Source organism: Homoserinibacter sp. GY 40078, from assembly GCF_008017545.1.
Taxonomy (GTDB): domain Bacteria; phylum Actinomycetota; class Actinomycetes; order Actinomycetales; family Microbacteriaceae; genus Homoserinibacter.
Window position 1 is genome coordinate 573,781 of record NZ_VRTZ01000002.1, and the last position, 16,153, is coordinate 589,933.

A 16,153-nucleotide genomic window follows, 5' to 3' on the forward strand; every position below is an offset into this window, starting at 1 on the left:
TCGGCGCTACGATCGGAGATCCGGGCCCTTAGCTCAGCTGGAAGAGCACCTCGTTTACACCGAGGGGGTCGGGGGATCGAAACCCTCAGGGCCCACGACAGGCGCAGTGGCGCGTACTCGGACGGAGAGGATCTCTGTGGAGGCAGGTCGTGCGCGCGCGACGAGTGCGATCGCAGTCGCTGCTCTGCTGTGGGGAACCACCGGGACGGCGGCGAGTTTCGTCGATGGCTCGGTGAGCCCGTTCGCCATCGGTGCCGCCACGATGGGGTTCGGTGGATTGCTCCTCGCCCTCACCGCTCCGCGAGCCACTGTGGCGGTGCTCCGCGACCCGGGATCGCGCCGGTGGGTCGCACTCGGGGCCCTCGGTGTCTTCGTCTACCCGCTCGCCTTCTATTCCGGCATGGATCTCGCGGGAGTCGCCATCGGCAATGTCGTCGCTCTGGGGACGGGACCGGTGGTCACGGCGGTGCTCGAGCGTGCGATCGACCGGCACCCGCTCTCGCGCGCGTGGGCGATTGCCACAGCGTTGGCGATCGCGGGGATGATCCTGCTCGCGACCGCCCGCCATCCGAGTGCGGGCGAAGACGTCGTCGCAGGCGTGCTCCTCGGCCTCACCGCGGGCATCGCGTACGCGCTTTACACGTTCGCGTCAGCGCGCGCGATCGGCGCCGGGCATGCGTCGCGCGGTGTGGTCGGGGCCGTTTTCGGATGCGGCGCTGTCGGCCTGGTCCTTGTCCTGATCGTCACGGGCGGGCCGTTGCTCGATGCGCCCGGCTCCTGGCCGATCGTCGGATATCTGGTGCTCGGTCCGATGTTCGTGGCATATCTCCTGGTGGGGTTCGCGCTGCGGACCCTTCGCTCGTCAGCCGTCGCGACCATCGCCCTCCTCGAGCCCGTGACGGCGACGGTGCTCGCTGTCGTCGTGGTGGGGGAGCGGCTGGAGCCACTCGCGTGGATCGGAGTCGCGTCGATCCTGATCGGCATCGTCCTCCTGGTCTCGGCCCGTCCTCCCCGGATGCGCGAAGGTGCGGGCCTAGACTCCGAGCCATGACCGACGTGCCATCGAGCGGGGCCGAACACCCGCCCGGGGAGGACCCGGACGCGGGGACGTCGCGGCCTGGAATCCCCCCATTCGCGCGCGGCTCGTATCCCGCTCCGTTCGGCAATGACGCACGGACGAGCGACGACGAGCTCGCTGCAGCTCTCGCGGCGCAAGCCGCTATGTACACCGGGCCGATCTCGCTCCCGGTGGTCAACGAGGAGCCGGCGATGCGGCCGAATCCCGCCGACGCCGTCGTGGGAATGCCCCCGCCCGCCTCGCTTCCTCCCGTGCCTGTTCCGCCGCCACCCGCGCCCGCCGAGTACGTGGCGCCGGATGACATCGCCGCTGATCCCGAGCCGGGCGCGCCCGCTACCGGCGTCGGTCTCGGCGACGACGAGTTGAGCCGCACCGTAGAGAACGAGGCGGCGTCATCGTCGACTCTCGACGCGATCCTGCTTCTCGAGAACGAGCTGAGGCGGAGGCAGGGGCTGGCCCCCGTGAGCCCATCGGATGAGCCTCCTCTGAGCGCGGGCGCGGCGATCAGCCAGAGCGAGGCGTTCCGGTCTCCCGTGAGCGCCCCTCCCGTGACGGCGTCGCCGGCTGTGAGTGCGGAGGAGTCCGGGCCGAGCACGGATGAGGGGCGGATCCCGGGCTGGACTCCGGCGCCCGATCCGGAGCGCGAGGGGATGTCGGGTGACGATCCGTCGGCCGACATCTACGCCCAACCGCTCGTGGTGGCCGGAGACGAGTTCCACGACGAGGCCGTGCCAGCCGCGCCCACCGAAGCCGACGACCTGCTGGACGACGCACCGTGGCGCAGCGCGCCGCCGCCCGTCTTCGAACCCACGCCGCTTGTGGAGCCGGAGGCGGCTGCGACCGGAGCACTGCCGACGGGTGCTCCTGTCGTCGCGGATCCGCCGAATCATCCGATCGGGACGGGTGAACAGGTAGACGTCTCGACGTTGCCGCCGCCGTCACCGGATACGGCGGTCGGCCAGGTCCCGCCGACATCGCTCGACACGCCCGCGAGCCCGGTGGATCTGCAGGATGCCCCGCCCCCCGTGGTTCCGGCAATGCCTCTCGCGCCGCCCGTCGTGGATGCCTCGGATGCCTCGGATGCCGCCGAGACGGCAGACGACGTTGCGCATGACGCGCCACCGCCTGCCGAGCCGATCTCGGATGCGGGCGCGGGTGGCGCGTCGACCGTCGAGGATTCGGACGACACCCTCTCCGTCGAAACGGCAGGGGCGGAGCCGACCCCGATCGAGCAGCGTGCAGGCGTCGCCGCGCGCATGTTCTGGATGTGGTTCGCCCCGAACTCCTCGTTCGTGATGATCGCGGTCGGTGCGACGCTCGTCACGCTGGGGATGAGCCTTCGGCAGGTGCTGGTCGCCATCGTCGTGGGCGTCGGCTTCTCGGCGTTGCCCCTTGGTCTCGGCACCCTCGCGGGGCGCTGGAGCGGGCTCCCGACCATGGTGATCTCGCGAGCGACGTTCGGCGTGCGGGGCAACCTCGTCCCGGCGCTGCTCGCGGTGCTCGGCCGCGTCTTCTGGGCCGCGGTCATGCTGTGGCTGCTGGCTGTGGCGGTTGCGGGGACGCTCGATCACGGCGAACCTCTCGCACAGGTGACGGTCATCGTCGTGGTCGCGGCGGGGACGGTCGTCGCCGGCCTCGTCGCGGTCGTCGGCTATGGGGTGCTGTACCGGCTGCAACGCATCCTCACCCTCCTGGCCGCCGTGCTTCTCGCTGTCACCATCGCCGCGACCTGGGAACGCCTCGATCTCGCGACCGCCATCGCCAAGGATGACGGCTCGTGGGTGCTCGTGATCGGCGGGGCGGCCCTCGTGTTCAGCGTCGTCGGGTTGGCGTGGGCGCAGTCGAGTTCCGATGTCGCCCGCTACCAGCGGCCCACGAGCTCGGGCGGGGCCAACATGATCTGGGCTGCCGTGGGAGCCATGCTCCCGGCGCTGGGGGTGCTCGCCTGGGGTGGGCTCCTCGCCGCCTCCGATCCGGAGCTCGCGGCGGCATTCGCCGCGGCGCCTGTGTCGACGGTGTTGGGTATGGCTCCCGGATGGCTCACTGTGCCGCTCCTCGCGGCAGCCGGACTCGGTCTGCTGTCGGCCGCAACGCTCGCCATCTATTCGGCGGGTCTCGCGGTGGTCTCGACGGGGGCCAAGCTGCCACGACCCGCGGCGGCTGCTGTCGGGGCGCTGGCGGCGGGTGTGCTGGCTGCCACCTTCGTCGGATTCGGCACGGGGATGGGCGGGGTGCTCCGCGACCTCGCAACGACGCTCGCTGTGCCCGTCGCGGCATGGACGGGAATCTTCGCCGCTGAGATGATGCTGCGCGAGCGTCGGTTCCACACGCCATCGCTGCTCGCGACGGGTGGCGTCTACGCGTCGGTGCGCTGGGTGAACGTCGTGGGGCTCGTCCTCGTGTCGGTCGTCGGATTCGGCCTCACGAGTGCGACCGTGTCGGGACTCGACTGGCAGGGCTATCTGTTCCGCGCGATCGATGCTAACGAGCCCTGGATGTCGAGCGACCTCGGCGTGTTCGTGGCACTCGGCCTGGGGCTGCTGCTTCCGGTCGTCGCAGGCATCCCGGCCATCCGTCGCCAGGAGCGTCCTCTCGAGCGGACTCCCGCCGGCGGGATGCCGACCGTGGACGCGCTCGTAGACTGAGGACGTGACCCCCACCCTGTCCCACGTGGTCGACGTGGCCCACGAGCTGTGGCCGCTCGACGGCGCGGAGCCGTGGGACGCGCCCGGGCTGGTCGTCGGCGACCCCGCTGCCGAGGTGCTGCGGATCCATCTCGCCGTCGATGCGGTCGCAGAGACCGTCGATGAGGCGCTCGAGGTGGGCGCGCAGCTGCTGCTCGTGCATCATCCGCTTCTGTTGCGGGGCGTGACGAGCGTCGCTGAGGACCGCTACAAGGGCAGCGTGGTCGCACGACTCATCCGGGGCGGATGCGGCCTGCTCGCCGCGCACACCAACGCGGACATCGTCGAAGACGGCACGTCGGCGGTGCTCGCCCGAGCTCTCGGCATGCTCGATGCGCGACCGATCGTTCCGTCGTCCTGGAATGCCGCGCGGGGGCTCGGGCGCGTCGGAGAGCTGGAGACTCCGATGGCGCTCGGCGATCTGGCTCGCAAGCTGATGGATGTGCTTCCCCCGACGGCCCAGGGCATCCGCGGTGCCGGTGACTTCTCGACGCCCATCCGGCGGGTGGCGCTGTGCGCGGGTGCGGGCGACTCCTTGATCGAGAACCCCGCCGTGTCGGGAGCCGACGTCTACATCACGAGCGACCTGCGCCATCACCCTGCCTCCGAGGCGCGCGAGAACGCCCGCGTCGCTGGTGGTCCGGCGCTGCTCGACATCTCGCACTGGGCCGCCGAGTGGCTCTGGCTCGAACCCGCAGCTGCGGCGCTTCGCGACGCCCTGCCCGGCGTCGAGGTGACGGTGAGCGAGCTGCGCACCGACCCCTGGGATTTCGCCCTCATCTGACTGCGGCCTCGCCGCTCGAACGAAACGGATTTGCTGATGGGCCTCAAGGCCGCCCCCGCCGACCAGGCGCTCCTTCTCGACCTGCAGGAGTTCGACACGCGTCTCCAGCGTCTCGGCAATGTCGCCCGATCCCTGCCCGAGGCGGCAGCCCTGGCGGCACTGGAGGCCGAGCTCGAGGCGGCGCGGCGTCTGGCGTCGGAGCGCTTGGGGATCGAAGAGGACATTCAGGCCGAGCTCGGCCGTGTCGACTCGGATGTGAAGGTCGTCGAGGCGCGAATCGAACGCGACCGGGGGCGTCTGCAGGGCACGAGCTCGGTGAAGGACGTACAGGCGCTCGAACAGGAGCTCGCCGCGCTGGCGAAGAGGCAGGACGAGCTGGAAGAGATCGAGCTCGTGGTGATGGAGCGCCTCGAGGAGGCCCAGACCGCCCTTTCCTCCGCGCGCGCCGAGGTCACCGAACTCGAGAGTCGCGTGGGCGAGACCGCGGAGAACCGCGACCTCGCCGTGACCGCGCTCGAGACCGAGCGCCGAGCCGTCGAAGAGAGCCGGGAGGCACTGGCCGCGCGCATCCCCGCGGATCTCCTCGCGCTGTACGAGAAGCAGCGCGCGCGGTACGGCGTGGGCGCGTCGCTTCTCCGCGGCGGGGTGTCCGCGGCCAGCGGAGTCGCGCTTACTGCGACCGACCTGGGAGCTGTACGGACAGCGGCCCCAGACGACGTGCTGCTGTGCCCTGACTCGAGCGCGATCCTCGTGCGCACCGCGGAGTCCGGCCTGTGAGCCCGCGCGAGCTGATCGTCGAGGCCGACGGGGGCTCTCGTGGGAATCCCGGTCAGGCGGGATCCGGTGCCGTCGTGATCGATGCGACGAGTGGGGAGATCCTCGCCGAGATCGGCGTTTACGTGGGGGTGGCGAGCAACAACGTTGCCGAGTACCGCGGGATGCTCGCGGGCGTCGGGCGCGCGATCGCCCTCGACCCGGAGGCGGTTCTCCGAGTGCGAATGGACTCGAAGCTCGTTGTGGAGCAGATGTCCGGCCGCTGGAAGATCAAGCACCCGGCGATGGCGGAGCTCGCGGCCGAGGCGCGGGAGCTGTTGACGGGGACGCCGGTGCGGTTCGAGTGGGTGCCGCGCCTCGAGAACGCCCGCGCCGACCGCCTCGCGAACGAGGCGATGGACCGCCGCGAGAGCTTCGAGCGCTGACCGGTATCCTGGGGGCGCGAACGGGTCGGCCAGACGGTCGCGTCGTGCGCCTTCGGGCGTACGCCGAGGAACGTCCGGGCTCCACAGAGCAGGGCGGTGGGTAACGCCCACCCGGAGTGATCCGCGAGAAAGTGCAACAGAGAGTAGACCGCCTCCGTCGTCCTTCGGGATGGCGGCGGTAAGGGTGAAACGGTGGTGTAAGAGACCACCAGGGGTCCGAGCGATCGGATCCGCTGGGTAAACCTCGCCTGGAGCAAGGTCAGACAGACGCCGATGAGGCTGCTCGCCGAGGCGTCGGGTAGACCGCTGGAGGGCTGCGGCAACGCATCCCCGAGAGAGATGGCCGTCCGGTCGGAGAGATCCGACCGACAGAACCCGGCGTATCGGCCGGCCCGTTCGCATCCATCTCGCCCCGGACATGACGACGCCCCCGGAACGGATTCCGGGGGCGTCGATACAGGGGTCAGGCGACGCGGATGTTTGCGGCCTGCGGCCCCTTGTCGCCCTGTGCGACCTCGAACTCAACCCGCTGACCCTCTTCGAGAGTCTTGTAACCCCGGCCGTCGATGGCCGAGTAGTGCGCGAAGAGGTCCTGAGGGCCATCGTCGGGGGTGATGAAGCCGAAACCCTTTTCGGCATTGAACCATTTGACGGTTCCAGTGGGCATGTGACTGCTTTCGTCGAACTGCATGCCCCTTATGGGGCATTCGCCCACCGTAGTGCACCTCCGCGTGGTTTGGTCAACGGCTGACGACAGATGTCATCGAACCGAAACCCGTCGGCAACCTGGGCAGCAGGCGTCAGTGACGTGCCGCAAGCCACGCCGCGCCGAGGATGCCGGCGTTGTTCCGCAGCACCGCGGGGACGATCGGCGTCTGGATGTCGAGGAGGGGGAGGAACTCTTCGTGATGCTTCGAAACCCCGCCGCCGACGATGAGAAGCTCCGGCGAGAACAGGTATTCCACGTGTCCGTAGAAGCGCTGGAGCCGCGCCGCCCAGTCGGGCCAGTCGAGCTCCTCGCGCTCCTTGGCCGCGTAGGAGGCACGATGCTCGGCGTCGGTGCCGTCGATCTCCAGGTGACCGAGTTCTGAGTTCGGGATGAGCACCCCGTCATGAAGGAATGCGCTCCCGATGCCGGTCCCAAGCGTCGTCATGATCACGAGTCCGTCGGTGTCGCGGGCTGCCCCGAAGCGCACTTCGGCCACCCCCGCGGCATCCGCGTCGTTGACGAAGTGGATGCCCCGGCCGAGCTTCTTCTCGAACAGCGCTTCGGCCTCGAGTCCGATCCAGCGATCCGAGACGTTGGCGGCCGAGAGTGTCCTGCCGTGGCGCACGATCGCGGGGAAGCACACGCCCACCGGAAGACCGCTCGCCTCCTCGCCGAGTCCGTCGACCATCTCGGCGACCGCATCGAGTACCGCATCCGGGTCCCCGCCCTCTGGCGTCGGGACCTTCACGCGCTCGCTCGCCAGCTCACCCGCCGAGACATCGACGAGTGCCCCCTTGATGCCGGTTCCTCCGATGTCGATGCCGACGGCGAGCGTGCTCATGGGGTTACCTCCGGGGTGCGGGTCACGGCAGGGTCAGGATGTCGGCACCGTTCTCGGTGACGACGAGGGTGTGCTCGAACTGTGCGGTGAGGCTGAGGTCGCGCGTGGTGATCGTCCAGTCGTCGTCCCAGGCGTCCCACTCGGCGGTGCCCGGGGTGTCGGGGGTGCCGAGGGTCAGCATCGGCTCAATCGTGAACACCATGCCCACCCGCATCTCGGTGGCGTAGCGGGGGGCCGCGTCGTAGTGCGGGATGATGAGGCCGGTGTGGAACGCACTGCCCACACCGTGGCCGGTGTAGTCGCGCACGACGCCGTAGCCGAAGCGGCGCGCGTAGCTCTCGATCGTGCGCCCGATGACGTTCACGGCGCGGCCGGGCGCGACCGCCCGGATGCCCCGCCGGAGCGCCTCCTCGGTGCGCTCGACGAGATCGCGGGCTTCGGGTGCGACGTCACCCACCAGGAAGGTGCGGTTGAGATCGCCGTGCATGCCGTCGTGGAACGCGGTGATGTCGATGTTGACGATGTCGCCGTTCCGCAGGGTGGTGTCGTCGGGGATGCCGTGGCAGATCACCTCGTTGAGCGAGGTGCACGACGACTTCGGGAAGCCCCGATAGCCGAGAGTCGACGGATAGGCGTCGTGCGCGATGAGGAACTCGTGGGCGATCTGATCGAGCTCGTCGGTCGTGATGCCGGGCCGGATCGCCGCGCCGACCGCCTCGACCGCCTGAGCCGCGATCCGGCCGCTGACGCGGATGCGCTCGATCTCCTCCGGGGTGTACACATCAGAGCCGGTGAAGGGCCGCGGTCCCGGGCGCCCGACGTACTCGGGTCGGGGAATCGATGTGGGGACGGCACGCAACGGAGAGATCCGGCCCGCGACGAGGTGACCGGCAGCGTCGCGAGGCATAGGCTCAAGAATACCGAGCGGAAGGCGGCCAGATGTCCGAGTGGTGGTACAACCACAAGACCGGCGAGGTCGAAGAGGGCCCGCAATCTCTTGGATCGGACCGGGACGGCCCCTTCGCGACACGCGAGGAGGCGGCACGCGCACCGGAGATCGCCCGAGAGCGTGCTCGCGCCTGGGCCGCCGAGGAGGAGGGCGACCGCTGACGTAACGCGATCGTCACGAGCGTCGGCGTACTCTGACGACGTGACGCCCGCGGCGGTCCGTTCGTTCGCCGGCGAGCAGGGCCTGCTCGCCTTCAATGACGCGCTCGTCGACACCCTCGTCGCACAGCGTGTCGAGGGCATCCGGGATTCCGCATCGTTCGGCGCTCGGCTGATGGCATCCGAGGTCGCCGGCGTGGGGCTCGTCGACGCGCGTGTGTCGGCGGTCCGGTCGACGAGGCGAGCCTCGACAGATGACGACGACGGGAGCGTCTTCGTGCTGCTCAGCCGTCACGCCGACGGCTGGATCGAGCACCGCCGAGGGCGCGAGCGGATCGCGCGCGACAGGATCGTGGTGGTTCCGGCGGGGGAGTCGTTCGAGGTGGCATACGCCGGGACGGCCGAGGTCACCTTCGTCGTTCTGCCCCCGGGGGTCGTGGGGGGCCGCTACGACGGTCTCAGGGGTCCGATCCGATCGCGCCCGCTGACCTCGGTGGGGCTCGCAGTGGCGAGTGTCGTCCGCTCTGTCGTCGCGGGCGCGGGCGATGCCGGAGAACATACGGACGAGGCCCTAGGGCGCATCCTCGTGGGTGCTCTCGATGCTCTCGCGGGTGACGGGCTCGTCGATGAGAGCTCCCGCCTGCGTCTCGCCATCGAGCGGATGATCGACGACGACCTCGAGAATCCCCGACTGGGCGTGCCGTGGCTTGCGAGGCGCCTCGCGGTCTCGCCCCGGACCCTGCAGCGGGCGTTCTCGGCGTACGGCGAGAGCATCTCGACTCGGATCCGCGAGCGTCGCCTCGATCGGGCGGCAGAACTGTTGCGGTCGCGTCCGGATCTCACCGCGACGGAGGTGGGTGCTCTCCTCGGGTTCGCGACGCCGTCGCAGTTCGGCGCCGCCTTCCGCGCGCGCTTCGGGGCGCCGCCCTCCGCGTGGCGCGCATCCGAGATCGACCTGTCGTCGCCTCGACAGTCCTGAACGCCCGGGTTTCCTACGGTGGTCGCCATCGACCCCAAGGAGGCTCACATGCGTTTCGTTCTGATTCACGGTTCCTGGCACGACGGCTCGGGCTGGGACGGCGTGCGCGCCGCTCTCGAACGTGACGGTCACGAGGTCCACACGCCCACACTTCCGGGCAATGGGGCGGGTGGGGATCCGACCGTCACCATGAGCGAGACCGTGCAGGCGGTGGTCGACCTCTTCGAGAACCTCGACCTGCGCGACGTTGTTCTCGTCGGCCACAGCTTCGGCGGCGCGGTCGTGCAGCTCGCGGCGCTCCGGGTTGCGGATCGCCTCCGCCGCATGGTCTTCCACAACGCCTACGTCATCGCCGATGGGCAGGCGGTGTTCTCGTATGTGCCCGAGTCGATCGCGGGAGCCTTCACCGCCCTCGCCTCGCCCGACGGCACGCTGTCGCTGCCGTATGCGTACTTCCGTGACCACCTCATCAACGATGCGGACGCCGAGACGGCCACAGCCGCCTTCGCGCAGATGTCGCCCGAGCCTCTCGGGCGCTCGGCCGAGCCGCTCGACCTCGCGGGCTTCGCCGAGCTGCCCGTGCCGCGCTCCTACCTCTACGCGACCGACGACAACGTCTTCCCCGCGCACGAGTTCAGCTGGCACCCCGGCATGTCGCAGCGTCTGGGGGACTTCCGGCTGGTGCAGCTGCCCGGATCCCACGAGTTGCTCTTCTCGGATCCCGAGGCTCTCGCCGTCGGTATCGTGGCCGCCGGCCGTGACTGAGCCGGGGATCCTCGAGCTCTCGCTCGCCGAGATCGCGGCGGCGGTTCGCGCCGGGGAGGCGGATGGGCGCGAGCTGGCATCCGTCGCGCGCGAGCGCATCGCACGCAGCCGGACCGGAGCCGTGGTCGGACGGCTGGTCGAGCCCGTCGTGTCCTCGTCGGGCCCGCTCGCCGGGATCCCCACGCTGTTGAAGGATCTCCAGGCCGATGCCGCGGATCTCCCGCTCGTCCGAGGCAGTCGTGCGTTCGCCGAGGCGACCCCGCGTGGCGACTCCACGCTCGTCGCCCGACTGCGATCGGCGGGGGCGTCGATCCTGGGGCGCACCAACACCCCCGAGTTCGGTCTGAACCTGACGACCGAGCCGCTCCAGTGGGGGCCGACCCGCAATCCGGTGGATCCGCAGCGATCCGCCGGTGGATCGAGCGGAGGCGCCGCGGCCGCCGTCGCCGAGGGGCTCGTGCCTTTTGCTCACGCGACCGACTCGGGAGGATCGATCCGCATCCCCTCGGCGTGGTGCGGCGTCGTCGGCTTCAAGCCGTCCCGCGGGGCTATCCCTGCGGGGCCCTATCGGCTGGATGACTGGCAGGGGATGAGCCACGAGTTCGCGATCACGCGCACGGTCGCAGACGCGGCGTATCTGTTCCGCGTGGTCCGCGGGCCGGCGCCCGGGGAGTGGCAGCCGCCGGTCGCGGAGCTTCCCGGGAGCATGAGGTCCCGGGTCGGCGTCGTCGTTTCCTCACCGGTCGGCGAGGTCGACCCGGTCTGGGCAGGCGCGGCTGCGGCCGCCGCGACGACGCTGCGCGATCGGGGCCACGAGATCGTTGAGCTGGGGCCGGTCGGCTGCGCGACGCGCATCGGGCCGGTCTTCGGTCGGGTCGTGGCGGCGCATCTTGCCCGGCTGCTTCCGGATCCGAGCCGCGATCGGCTGCTGGAACCGGCGGTCGCTGAGGTGGTCCAGCTCGGGCGGTCGATGTCGGCGGCGCAGTTCATCGAGACCGTCGACGAACTCCACGACCTGGGACGAGAGCTGGCGGACGGCTTCGCCGACGTCGATCTCGTGCTCAGCCCGACGACCGCCGTGGGGGCACCGGCGATCGGCGAGGTCCGCACGGACCGTCCGTCGGTCGAGCTGTTCCGCGACATCTTCCGGATCTCGCCGTTCGCGGCCATGTTCAACGTGACGGGTGGGCCCGCGATCAGCGTGCCGTGGGGGAGAGGCCCGGATGGCATGCCCGTCGGCGTGCAGCTCGGGGCCGCGCCGGGTCAGGACGCGCGCGTGCTGTCGGTTGCCTTGGAGATCGAAGACGCCGCGGCGGCGGCCGGCCACTCGCGCGCGAGCAGGCCATAGTCGAGCTCGTCGCCCCAGCGGCCCGCGAACCAGGTGTTCTCAACCAGGTGGGCCTCCAGGCGCATGCCCACGCGCTCGGCGAGCTGGGCGGACGCGCGGTTCTCGGCGTCGATGCGCGCGACGACGCGACGGATGCCGTAGATCCGGAATGCCGCGTCGACGAGCGCTGTCACCGCCTCGGTGGCGTACCCCTGGCCAGTGGCGCCGGGATGCAGCACCCATCCGATCTCGACGCTGCCGTTCTGCTCGTCGAGATGGAAGAGCACCAGGTCACCGATCAGCTGGTCGTCCGATGCGCGGAAGATCCCCACCGGGATGCCTCCGTTCTCGCCGAGGAGAGTCGACGATCCGAGAATGTGGCCGATGCGCGCCCGGATGTCGTCTGCGCTCTGCGGCGGGAACGGCAGGTACCGGCACACTTCCGGGTCCCCGCGGTATGCGACCATCCGGTCCACGTCATCGTCGATGAGCGGGCGCAGGACAAGGCGCTCGGTCTCGATGCGCAGCTGCTGCGGAGCGGGCGGCAGGGCGAACGGCGACGGCGGGTGTGGGGAGCTCATCGTGCGAGCCTTTCGTTGAGAGCCATCGCGTCGTACGGTGCGCGGACCTTCTGATCGTTGTCGAAGTAGACGTACACATCGCGATCGCGGTCGAGATTATCGCGCACCCACTCCTCCCATTCGGCGAGGGAGGGCTCGTCGTAGCCGGAGGTGTAGATCTCTTCGTCGCCGTGCAGCCGCGCATAGACGAAGTCGGCCGTGATCCAGTCGAGTCGTGGCCAGCGGCCGGCATTGTCGCCGAGCACCACCGCGACCCGCGCCTCGGCCGCCTGGTCGGCGAACTGCTGGTCGTCGAAGCTGAACGCCCGGGGCTCGAGCGCGTGCCGGACCGGCCGATTCGCGTCGATCTCGAGATGTTCGCGACCCGACATGCGCTCGCTCCTGCCCTTCGCGATCTCAAGCGCGGTCGCCGTGTCGTGTGGCAGCAGGTCGAGGAAGCGGCCGACGACCTCCGGGTCGTATTCGAGGCTGGGTGGCAGCTGCCAGAGGATCGGCCCGAGCTTGGGTCCGAGCGCGAGGATCCCGGATGCCAGGAAGTTCGCGAGGGGCTCCTCGACATCCTGCAGGCGGCGGATGTGCGTCATGAACCGGGGCGCCTTGACCGCGAAGACGAATCCGTCGGGCGTCTCGTCGCGCCACTTCGTCCAACTGCTGGGCTTCTGTAGTGAGTAGAACGATCCGTTCAGCTCGATCGAGGTCACCTTCTCGGCCGCGTAACGCAGTTCATCGGCCTGTCGAAGGCCACGTGGATAGAACTCGCCGCGCCACGGGGCGTAGGTCCACCCCGACATCCCCACGCGTGCCTCCGGCATCGGATCGTCCTCCCGTGGCAGCGTCGCGGCCCTGCGCGTCAGTCGTCGTAGGAGTGCTCGGGGCCGGGATAGGCACCGGCGGCGACGTCCGCGGTCCAGGCGCGCGCTGCGGCGTCGAGGACCCCGGCGAGGTCGGCGTACTTCTTGACGAACTTGGGGATACGGCCGGTGGTGAGTCCCGCCCAGTCGGTCCAGACGAGCAGCTGCCCGTCTGTGTGGGGGCCGGCACCGACCGAGATCGTCGGGATCGTGAGCTGCTCGGTCACCTGCTTCGCGGCCTCGGCGGGCACCATCTCGAGGACCACCGCGAAGGCACCCGCATCTTGGACGGCACGGGCGTCCGCGAGGAGCTGCTCTACCCGCTCGCCCCGCCCCTGGATGACGTGGCCGCCGAGCTGATGCTCGCTCTGCGGCGTGAAGCCGATATGTGCCATCACGGGAATACCTGCGGATACGATCCTGCGGATCTGCTCCGCCGACCGCACGCCGCCTTCGAGCTTGACGGCGTGGGCTCCTGTCTCCTTCATGAACCGGAATGCGGTGTGGAGCGCCTCATCGGGGCCTGTCTCGTAGGAGCCGAACGGCATGTCGGCGACCACGAACGCACGCTGGACTGCACCCGCGACCGCGCGCGTGAGCGGGATGAGTTCGTCGATCGTGACCGGGATCGTCGTGTCGTAGCCCAGCACGTTGTTGCCCGCGGAGTCGCCGACGAGGAGGAAGTCGATGCCTGCACGGTCGAAGATCGCGGCCGTCAGCTGGTCGTAACTCGTGAGGCCGGTGATCTTGATCCCATTGGCCTTGGCGTTCTGGAAATGCCGGGTGCGGACTCGCTTGACGACCTCGACTGCCATTGCGTCAGTCTAGGCCGGTGCCCCGACCGCTGCTCGGCGGGGTACCCGCGGGACGCTCGTGCGCATCACGCCGAGAGCGATACAGAACTGCGCGCCCAGGTAGAGACCCATGATGATGACGTCCTCGGGGGGCGTCTGGAACAGCGGCGTGAAGAGTCGGAAGGCGAGAAGCGAGTCGCTCGCGACGAAGAGCGCGCCGCCGATCGTCGTGAGCGCGTTGCCGCGAGATGCCGAAGTGGCCATATATCCGAGCACCGCGCCGTAGATCCCGACGATCGGTGCGAGCTCGCCGAGGTAGGGCCAGAGCGCGAGGAGCAGGCCGGCGAACCAGGGGATGAGACCGACGGTCCACCACGACGGACGACGGAGGAAAGCGAGGTGGAACAGGACGATGTAGGCGACATGCGCAGCCAGGAAGAAGCTGAGCCCGAGCACGAAGAAGGGCAGCATGACGTCTCCCAGCCAGGAGAGCGCGAGTGCCGCGACGAGCAGGGCGAGCACGGGCCCACTGATGCGCCGACGGGTCACGATCAACCACAGCACGACGCCGAGCAGCAGGGCGGGCATCGTGAGTCCCTTGGTCCAGCGGTCCAGCTCCACGATGCCCATGAGCTTGACCGTGAGATGGAACACCGAGACGGCGACGAATGGAAGGAAGGCGATGGCGGCGATGGCGGGTCGTGCGCCGACGCGGCTCATCCGATCGTCCGAGACGTGATGGGGAGGCGGCGGTCGCGGCCGAAGGCCATCCCCGAGATCTTCGGTCCGATCGCCCCCTGGCGACGCTTCCACTCCGAGCGATCGACCAGCCCGGCGACGAAGTCCACGACCTCAGCGTCATAGCCGCGGGCGGTGATGTCGGCGCGGCCGAGACGCTCGGTGATGTAGAGCTCGAGGATCGCGTCGAGCAGCGGATACGGCGGAAGCGTGTCCTGATCGGTCTGATCGGGTCTCAGCTCGGCACTCGGCGGCTTGCTGATGGAGTTCTCCGGAATCGGGGGAGTCTCGCCGTGTGAGGCGGCGTACTCATTGCGCCAGCGCGCGAGCTCCCAGACGAGCATCTTCGGAACGTCCTTGATGGGTGCGAAGCCGCCAGCGGAGTCGCCGTAGATCGTCGAATAGCCGACCGCGAGCTCCGTCTTGTTCCCTGTGGTGAGCACCAGGTGACCGTGTGAGTTGGACGCGGCCATCAGGATGATGCCGCGGATGCGCGCCTGCAGGTTCTCCGCGGCGACCCCCGCGAGCCCGAGCTGCTCTTCGATCGGGGCGACGAGACCGGCGATCGGCTCCACGGTGTAGTGGAGCCCGATCCTCTCGGCGAGCTCGTCGGCGTCCGTCTTCGACCCCTCGGAACTCCACCGGCTCGGCATGCTCACGCCGTGCACGCGATCTGCGCCGATTGCATCGGCGGCGAGCGCCGCGCACACGGACGAGTCGATTCCTCCCGAGAGTCCGAGTACGACGCTCGGGAACCGGTTCTTCTCGACGTAGTCGCGAAGGCCCAGCACGAGCGCATCCCAGAGCTGTTGGCGATCGTCCGGAAGCTCGACGATGTCCGGAGCGAGCCGACGGGGACCTGTGGGTTCGTGGGTGTCGATGCGGACCCGGCGGACCGCGGGCAGCTCGAGCTCGCCCTCCGCGGCGTCCGGATCGACGTCGACGATGAGCAGGTGCTCGCGGAATTGGGGTGCGCGCGCAAGGATCCGGCCGTCTTCGTCGACGACGACGCTGTCGCCGTCGAACACGAGGTCGTCCTGCCCGCCCACGATGTTGACGTAGGCCACGATCGTGCTGGTCTCGGTGGCGCGCCGCGTCACGAGCGGGAGTCGCACCTCGTCCTTGTCGCGCTCGAACGGCGACGCGTTGATCACGAGCAGCAGGCCGGCCTCCGCGTCGAGCACCCGGCCCACCGGTCCGCCGTCACGCCACAGGTCCTCGCAGATGATGAGTGCGACATCCGCACCGCGCATGCGCAGCACGAGCAGCTCGTCACCGGGGATGAAGACGCGGTACTCGTCGAACACCGAGTAGTTCGGCAGGTGGTGCTTCGCGTACCGCGCGACCACTTCGCCACGATGGAGAACGGATGCGCAATTCTGTGCGATCGCGGTGGGCGCGTTGCTCGTACCGAGGAGGCGCGGTTCGAACGGGCCGTCGGCATGTCCGACGACCACGACGAGTTCGCCGAGGCCTTCCTCCTGAAGCTGCCTCGCCAGCTCCGGCACCGCATCCGCGGATGCGCGCAGGAAGCTGGGCTGCGCGGCGAGATCCTCGATCGGGTAGCCCGTGAGCGCCATCTCACCGGTGGCGAGCAGGTCCGCACCGGCGAGGTGCGCCTCCCGCGCCGCAGCGACGATGAGGGCGGCGTTTCCCGGGAGGTCGCCGACGACCGGGTTGGACTGGGCCAGTGCCAATCGCAGACGAGGCATGGCG

The 16,153-nt window shown here is 69.6% G+C and carries 17 protein-coding genes, 1 tRNA gene and 1 other RNA gene; 11 read left to right on the forward strand and 8 right to left on the reverse strand.

Annotated features, from left to right (window positions below):
• Window positions 1-22: 22 nt before the first annotated feature.
• From FVQ89_RS11510 to rnpB, 7 genes are all read left to right on the forward strand, one after another.
• Window positions 23-95: transfer RNA gene (locus FVQ89_RS11510), tRNA-Val, on the forward strand.
• A gap of 41 nt (window positions 96-136) precedes the next feature.
• A complete protein-coding gene (locus FVQ89_RS11515) occupies window positions 137-1,051 on the forward strand; it encodes a DMT family transporter (protein WP_255513575.1) in 915 nt (304 codons plus the stop codon).
• A complete protein-coding gene (locus FVQ89_RS11520; RefSeq protein WP_147902077.1) occupies window positions 1,048-3,723 on the forward strand; it encodes a cytosine permease in 2,676 nt (891 codons plus the stop codon). Before FVQ89_RS11515 ends, FVQ89_RS11520 begins: the two co-directional genes overlap by 4 nt.
• A gap of 4 nt (window positions 3,724-3,727) precedes the next feature.
• Window positions 3,728-4,546: a Nif3-like dinuclear metal center hexameric protein gene (locus FVQ89_RS11525; RefSeq protein WP_147902078.1), complete on the forward strand. Its 819-nt coding sequence runs from the start codon at window positions 3,728-3,730 to the stop codon at window positions 4,544-4,546.
• A 36-nt stretch (window positions 4,547-4,582) separates the two neighbouring features.
• Window positions 4,583-5,323, forward strand: coding sequence for a zinc ribbon domain-containing protein (locus FVQ89_RS11530; RefSeq protein ID WP_147902079.1), 741 nt, complete (start codon window positions 4,583-4,585; stop codon window positions 5,321-5,323).
• The gene (locus tag FVQ89_RS11535) at window positions 5,320-5,745 is read left to right on the forward strand and encodes a reverse transcriptase-like protein (RefSeq protein WP_147902080.1); all 426 of its coding nucleotides are present in this window, start codon (window positions 5,320-5,322) and stop codon (window positions 5,743-5,745) included. The genes FVQ89_RS11530 and FVQ89_RS11535 overlap by 4 nt, the downstream gene beginning before the upstream one ends.
• Window positions 5,746-5,766: 21 nt before the next feature.
• Window positions 5,767-6,144, forward strand: an RNA gene (gene rnpB / locus FVQ89_RS11540) — RNase P RNA component class A.
• A gap of 64 nt (window positions 6,145-6,208) precedes the next feature.
• Here rnpB and FVQ89_RS11545 read toward each other — a convergent pair.
• The 3 genes from FVQ89_RS11545 to map form a co-directional block, all read right to left on the reverse strand.
• Entirely contained in the window at window positions 6,209-6,412 is a 204-nt protein-coding gene (locus FVQ89_RS11545) for a cold-shock protein (protein WP_147902447.1), read from the reverse strand.
• Window positions 6,413-6,545: 133 nt separating this feature from the next.
• Window positions 6,546-7,295: a polyphosphate--glucose phosphotransferase gene (gene ppgK, locus FVQ89_RS11550; RefSeq protein WP_147902081.1), complete on the reverse strand. Its 750-nt coding sequence runs from the start codon at window positions 7,293-7,295 to the stop codon at window positions 6,546-6,548.
• A gap of 22 nt (window positions 7,296-7,317) precedes the next feature.
• A complete protein-coding gene (gene map, locus FVQ89_RS11555) occupies window positions 7,318-8,202 on the reverse strand; it encodes a type I methionyl aminopeptidase (RefSeq protein ID WP_147902082.1) in 885 nt (294 codons plus the stop codon).
• Window positions 8,203-8,234: 32 nt separating this feature from the next.
• On the opposite strand from map, the gene FVQ89_RS11560 reads away from it, so the two are divergent.
• Genes FVQ89_RS11560 through FVQ89_RS11575 form a run of 4 tightly spaced genes read left to right on the forward strand, consistent with a single transcriptional unit; the run spans window position 8,235 to window position 11,494 of the window.
• Complete coding sequence (locus FVQ89_RS11560) at window positions 8,235-8,405, forward strand: methionine aminopeptidase (RefSeq protein ID WP_147902083.1); 171 nt, start codon at window positions 8,235-8,237, stop codon at window positions 8,403-8,405.
• 40 nt (window positions 8,406-8,445) lie between these two features.
• Complete coding sequence (locus FVQ89_RS11565) at window positions 8,446-9,381, forward strand: helix-turn-helix domain-containing protein (RefSeq protein ID WP_147902084.1); 936 nt, start codon at window positions 8,446-8,448, stop codon at window positions 9,379-9,381.
• A gap of 48 nt (window positions 9,382-9,429) precedes the next feature.
• Window positions 9,430-10,146 carry an alpha/beta fold hydrolase gene (locus FVQ89_RS11570; RefSeq protein WP_147902085.1) on the forward strand — a complete coding sequence of 239 codons (717 nt, stop codon included), beginning with the start codon at window positions 9,430-9,432 and terminating at the stop codon, window positions 10,144-10,146.
• The gene (locus tag FVQ89_RS11575; RefSeq protein WP_187265018.1) at window positions 10,139-11,494 is read left to right on the forward strand and encodes an amidase; all 1,356 of its coding nucleotides are present in this window, start codon (window positions 10,139-10,141) and stop codon (window positions 11,492-11,494) included. The genes FVQ89_RS11570 and FVQ89_RS11575 overlap by 8 nt, the downstream gene beginning before the upstream one ends.
• Here FVQ89_RS11575 and FVQ89_RS11580 read toward each other — a convergent pair.
• Genes FVQ89_RS11580 through FVQ89_RS11600 form a run of 5 tightly spaced genes read right to left on the reverse strand, consistent with a single transcriptional unit; the run spans window position 11,410 to window position 16,149 of the window.
• Window positions 11,410-12,054 carry a GNAT family N-acetyltransferase gene (locus tag FVQ89_RS11580; protein WP_147902087.1) on the reverse strand — a complete coding sequence of 215 codons (645 nt, stop codon included), beginning with the start codon at window positions 12,052-12,054 and terminating at the stop codon, window positions 11,410-11,412. The genes FVQ89_RS11575 and FVQ89_RS11580 overlap by 85 nt on opposite strands.
• Complete coding sequence (locus tag FVQ89_RS11585; protein WP_147902088.1) at window positions 12,051-12,866, reverse strand: DUF72 domain-containing protein; 816 nt, start codon at window positions 12,864-12,866, stop codon at window positions 12,051-12,053. The genes FVQ89_RS11580 and FVQ89_RS11585 overlap by 4 nt, the downstream gene beginning before the upstream one ends.
• 38 nt (window positions 12,867-12,904) lie before the next feature.
• Window positions 12,905-13,720: a 3-methyl-2-oxobutanoate hydroxymethyltransferase gene (gene panB, locus FVQ89_RS11590; RefSeq protein ID WP_147902089.1), complete on the reverse strand. Its 816-nt coding sequence runs from the start codon at window positions 13,718-13,720 to the stop codon at window positions 12,905-12,907.
• A 9-nt stretch (window positions 13,721-13,729) separates the two neighbouring features.
• A complete protein-coding gene (locus tag FVQ89_RS11595; protein WP_147902090.1) occupies window positions 13,730-14,419 on the reverse strand; it encodes a lysoplasmalogenase in 690 nt (229 codons plus the stop codon).
• Window positions 14,416-16,149 carry an NAD+ synthase gene (locus tag FVQ89_RS11600; RefSeq protein WP_147902091.1) on the reverse strand — a complete coding sequence of 578 codons (1,734 nt, stop codon included), beginning with the start codon at window positions 16,147-16,149 and terminating at the stop codon, window positions 14,416-14,418. Before FVQ89_RS11600 ends, FVQ89_RS11595 begins: the two co-directional genes overlap by 4 nt.
• Between the last annotated feature and the right edge of the window lie 4 nt (window positions 16,150-16,153).

Bases quoted from the DNA above. Each gene is read 5' to 3' on its own strand.
- FVQ89_RS11520 (WP_147902077.1), top strand. From the start codon at position 1,048: ATGACCGACGTGCCATCGAGCGGGGCCGAACACCCGCCCGGGGAGGAC.
- FVQ89_RS11530 (WP_147902079.1), top strand. From the start codon at position 4,583: ATGGGCCTCAAGGCCGCCCCCGCCGACCAGGCGCTCCTTCTCGACCTG.
- FVQ89_RS11545 (WP_147902447.1), bottom strand. From the start codon at position 6,412: ATGCCCACTGGAACCGTCAAATGGTTCAATGCCGAAAAGGGTTTCGGC.
- ppgK (WP_147902081.1), bottom strand. From the start codon at position 7,295: ATGAGCACGCTCGCCGTCGGCATCGACATCGGAGGAACCGGCATCAAG.
- map (WP_147902082.1), bottom strand. From the start codon at position 8,202: ATGCCTCGCGACGCTGCCGGTCACCTCGTCGCGGGCCGGATCTCTCCG.
- FVQ89_RS11560 (WP_147902083.1), top strand. From the start codon at position 8,235: ATGTCCGAGTGGTGGTACAACCACAAGACCGGCGAGGTCGAAGAGGGC.
- FVQ89_RS11570 (WP_147902085.1), top strand. From the start codon at position 9,430: ATGCGTTTCGTTCTGATTCACGGTTCCTGGCACGACGGCTCGGGCTGG.
- FVQ89_RS11580 (WP_147902087.1), bottom strand. From the start codon at position 12,054: ATGAGCTCCCCACACCCGCCGTCGCCGTTCGCCCTGCCGCCCGCTCCG.
- FVQ89_RS11585 (WP_147902088.1), bottom strand. From the start codon at position 12,866: ATGCCGGAGGCACGCGTGGGGATGTCGGGGTGGACCTACGCCCCGTGG.
- panB (WP_147902089.1), bottom strand. From the start codon at position 13,720: ATGGCAGTCGAGGTCGTCAAGCGAGTCCGCACCCGGCATTTCCAGAAC.
- FVQ89_RS11595 (WP_147902090.1), bottom strand. From the start codon at position 14,419: ATGAGCCGCGTCGGCGCACGACCCGCCATCGCCGCCATCGCCTTCCTT.
- FVQ89_RS11600 (WP_147902091.1), bottom strand. From the start codon at position 16,149: ATGCCTCGTCTGCGATTGGCACTGGCCCAGTCCAACCCGGTCGTCGGC.